Consider the following 3345-nt stretch of genomic DNA (forward strand, 5'->3'; position numbering starts at 1 on the left):
TCTGCGGCTTTTTCATGGTAAAGTAGAGTCCATGGAAAAACAACAGTATGTGTGTCCCAAATGCGGTTGCACCCACTATGAAAGCGACCGCTTCCAGGCTACCGGAGGCAATTTTGCCAAGATTTTCGATGTGCAGAACAAACGGTTTGTTACCATCACCTGCAAACAGTGCGGGTATACCGAACTGTACAAGCAGAGTGAACAGCCTGGCTGGGACATCCTCGATTTCTTGACCAATTGAATAGCGAAGCTCTTCTCCAAACCCTCTTGCTTTCAAGCCCGTGTATGAGTAATCTTGTAGCATGACTGGATTCTTTCTGAAAAAAGCGTTTTTCGACGGCTGGGACAACCTCATTTCGATGGTTGTGATCAACTTGGGTTTTCTCTTGATTCTGCTTGCCTTCATGGGCGGCATGTCGCTCTTTGGCACCAATGGAGCTCTCGGTTTGCTCACTCTTTTGGCCAGTGCAGGGTTGTTCGCCTTCTACAGTGCGGGAGCTGCCGCTTCGACGCACGCCTATGCCAAGTATGAACGACCCGGCTGGGAAGGCTTCAAGCGGGGGATCAGGGAGTCTTGGCGCCATGCCCTGTTGTACTGGCTCTTGATCGTGCTCGATGCCACCCTCATCATGTTTGTCATTCCGTTCTACCTCAGTTACGGAAATGCAATCGGCATGTTGCTCAGTGTCCTGCTGTTCTGGCTCTTCATGGGCTTGACGTTCGCACTGTTCTACTACTTCCCCTTGTTCTTTCTCATGCAAGGCGACAGGCCGACGAAAACGCTGAAGAAGAGTTTCATCATCGTATTCGACAATCTCTTCTTCACCCTCTTCTTTGCTGTATATCAGGTGGTTAATCTGGTTTTCTCGGCGCTGCTGGCAGGTCTCGCTCCCGGTATTACCGGTATGTACCTTGCTTCCAGTGATGCGGTGAAGCTTTTGATGCTCAAGTATGACTATTTGGAAGAGCATGCGGATGCTGACAGAAAACACCTGCCTTGGGACGAACTGCTGTATGAGGAACGCGAATGTGTCGGTCATCGCTCATTGAAAAACATGATTTTCCCCTGGAAGGACTGACATGTCCTATGAGGTCGAGCTGAAAGCCCATGTGCATGACCAAGCGAAGATGAAATGCAGGCTTGATGCACTGAACGGCGTCTCTGCACCTCTTTGCGAGATCAAAGAGGATGTCTACTACTGCACCCCGGGCGAGGACGCTCTTTTCAGGCTCAGAAGAGAGAGCATCGGCCCCTCCTTTTCTGCTTTGTCGGGCCAACTGGTTTTCACCAGAAAATACAAGACACTCAAGGACGGCATCGAGGTTAATCAGGAGCTGGAGTTCACAGCAAGCGACAGCCAGTTTGAGAATGCACATGCATTCTGCCTGTCCCTCGGATATGAAGTCCATATTCGAAAAACCAAAAGGGGATATGCCTACTCCTATCAAGTTTCCGATGACCTTCCTCTATTGCATCTGGAACTGGTCGAAGTCCCTCCGCTTGGTTGGTTCTTGGAGATGGAGTTCATCCTTGAAGAGGAAAAGAAGGTCCCCATAGCGAGGACCTTCCTGATGGAAATGCTGCATAGGCTGGGACTAGACCAAGCCGACATTGAAAGCAGGTACTACACGCACCTGCTCAAGGCTCAGTCGATCGGATAACGCGGGACATCGTCGACCAGCAAATACTTGCTGATGCAACGAATCAAAACTTCATGGTCCTCGACGTCCCTGAGGCCTGAGACCATGGCGGCTGCGACACAACCGACTCCCTCGACGAAAATCGGGAAGCCACCACCGCATGCCACAAATTGAGAGGGGTCCAATCCGCGATCGGCAAGGGTTGCCCCCCGCTTCTTGAGAAACAGTGAGTAGCGAAGGGTGCTCATCTCAAAATGCTGGACGGTACGGAATTTGCGGTCGATCCACCCGTCGTTGCCCAGATTGGTTCCCTCAAGGGCATAATGGAACAGTGTCTTTCCACTCAGTGCCTTGATGGAGATGGCAATCTTCAAATCATTATCCATTGCATCGGCAACAAAGATTTTCCCCAGTTCCCATGCATCCTCGCAGGTGAACGTCTCAAATGTGAGCAGTTCTTCCTGTGCCACCAAGATCGCCATTCTCTCTTCCAATTCCATCTCTCACTCTCCTGGGAAGCGGATACCCCACTGTGAGCGCAGTGTATCCATCACTTCCATGACTTTGATGATTTCGCTGTGAGGCATCTGCTTGCACTCAAGCGCTCCTTCCTCGATCGCCTTGCGGCATGCTTCAACCTGATGTTCGAAACCGGTGATAAATTTGAAGGGTTTGTAGGTCTCCACCAGATTGTATTCCTTGTCGTATACGTTGATCCCCTCGCAGTTGTTGATATTCAAGAACTCGATGAACCCCCTGGTGCCGAAGATGGCTCCACGACGGTCCGAGGTGCTGACCATGGAGGAGTGCAATACGGCCATCTTATCCCCCTTGAAGGTGAGGGTGATGGAGTTGGATTCATCCACTCCGCTGTCGGTCTTGATGCAACTCGATTCAATGCTCTCGATGTTGTTGCCGAACACCATCATTGCAAAGTTGATCGGATAGACGCCCACATCCAGCAGGGCTCCGCCGGCGAGGGCGGGATCGGTCAAACGCTTGACACCCTTGACCGGATAACACAAATTGGCCGTCAGTGCATGCGGCTCTCCGATGACCCTCCGCTCCAAAATCTGATCGAGCACCAGGCGCATGGGCAGATACCTTGTCCAAATTGCTTCAGCGACGAGCAATTTTTTCTCCCTGCCGTAGGCAAGGACCTTCCTGGCCTGCTCGGCGTTCATGGTGAAAGACTTTTCGCACAAAACATGCTTGCCTTTGTCAAGGCACATCATCATATGCTCAAAATGCAGGGAATGGGGAGTACAGACGTACACCAAATCAATCTCGGGGTCGCTGAGCATCTCCTCATAGGATCCATACGCCTTGCGCACATTCCATTTTTGGGCAAACTCGCGTGCCTTCTGCAAATCGCGGGATGCAACCGCATGCGCCTCGACATGTTCCATTTCATTAACCGTAGCGGCCATCTTGCGAGCAATATTGCCTGCTCCCAGTATTCCTAGTTTCATATGGCTCCTCCTGCGTTCCAGTATAGGCGCAACAGAGGGTCTTGAAAAGTCAAATCATCACGGCATTCAGTTGAGTTGCAAGGGAGAGGAGGCCGACCAAGGCAAAAATCGAAGTGGTCCGCATGCGCGATTGTGGTTTGCTCACCAGGGCAACCAGCGACCAGAGGCTGAAGAGCAGGGTGCGGATCACACTCTCAAGCGACTGGGATGCGATGAGGGAAAGCAGGGGAAG

General features: G+C 51.6%; 6 protein-coding genes. 3 read left to right on the top strand and 3 right to left on the bottom strand.

Features of this window, described 5'->3' with window-relative positions:
* From B3F49_RS02780 to B3F49_RS02790, 3 genes are all read left to right on the top strand, one after another.
* Positions 1-241 (top strand): zinc ribbon domain-containing protein (locus B3F49_RS02780; RefSeq protein ID WP_293908876.1); only part of this gene is annotated, 241 nt, incomplete at its 5' end.
* Positions 242-302: 61 nt separating this feature from the next.
* Complete coding sequence (locus tag B3F49_RS02785) at positions 303-1079, top strand: hypothetical protein (protein WP_293908877.1); 777 nt, start codon at positions 303-305, stop codon at positions 1077-1079.
* Between the two features lies 1 nt (position 1080).
* On the top strand, positions 1081-1662 hold the full coding sequence (locus B3F49_RS02790) for a CYTH domain-containing protein (protein ID WP_293908878.1): 582 nt from the start codon (positions 1081-1083) through the stop codon (positions 1660-1662).
* Here B3F49_RS02790 and B3F49_RS02795 read toward each other — a convergent pair.
* From B3F49_RS02795 to B3F49_RS02805, 3 genes are all read right to left on the bottom strand, one after another.
* Positions 1647-2141 carry a heme-degrading domain-containing protein gene (locus B3F49_RS02795; RefSeq protein ID WP_293896522.1) on the bottom strand — a complete coding sequence of 165 codons (495 nt, stop codon included), beginning with the start codon at positions 2139-2141 and terminating at the stop codon, positions 1647-1649. The two genes, B3F49_RS02790 and B3F49_RS02795, sit on opposite strands and share 16 nt — an antisense overlap.
* Positions 2142-2144: 3 nt before the next feature.
* Positions 2145-3113 (bottom strand): Gfo/Idh/MocA family protein, encoded by a 969-nt coding sequence (locus B3F49_RS02800; protein WP_293896520.1) that lies wholly within the window; start codon positions 3111-3113, stop codon positions 2145-2147.
* A gap of 49 nt (positions 3114-3162) precedes the next feature.
* Positions 3163-3345 (bottom strand): hypothetical protein (locus B3F49_RS02805; protein ID WP_293908879.1); only part of this gene is annotated, 183 nt, incomplete at its 5' end.

Source organism: Sphaerochaeta sp. UBA5836 (assembly GCF_002432845.1).
Classification (GTDB): domain Bacteria; phylum Spirochaetota; class Spirochaetia; order Sphaerochaetales; family Sphaerochaetaceae; genus Sphaerochaeta.

Bases quoted from the DNA above. Each gene is read 5' to 3' on its own strand.
- B3F49_RS02785 (WP_293908877.1), top strand. From the start codon at position 303: ATGACTGGATTCTTTCTGAAAAAAGCGTTTTTCGACGGCTGGGACAAC.
- B3F49_RS02790 (WP_293908878.1), top strand. From the start codon at position 1,081: ATGTCCTATGAGGTCGAGCTGAAAGCCCATGTGCATGACCAAGCGAAG.
- B3F49_RS02795 (WP_293896522.1), bottom strand. From the start codon at position 2,141: ATGGAATTGGAAGAGAGAATGGCGATCTTGGTGGCACAGGAAGAACTG.
- B3F49_RS02800 (WP_293896520.1), bottom strand. From the start codon at position 3,113: ATGAAACTAGGAATACTGGGAGCAGGCAATATTGCTCGCAAGATGGCC.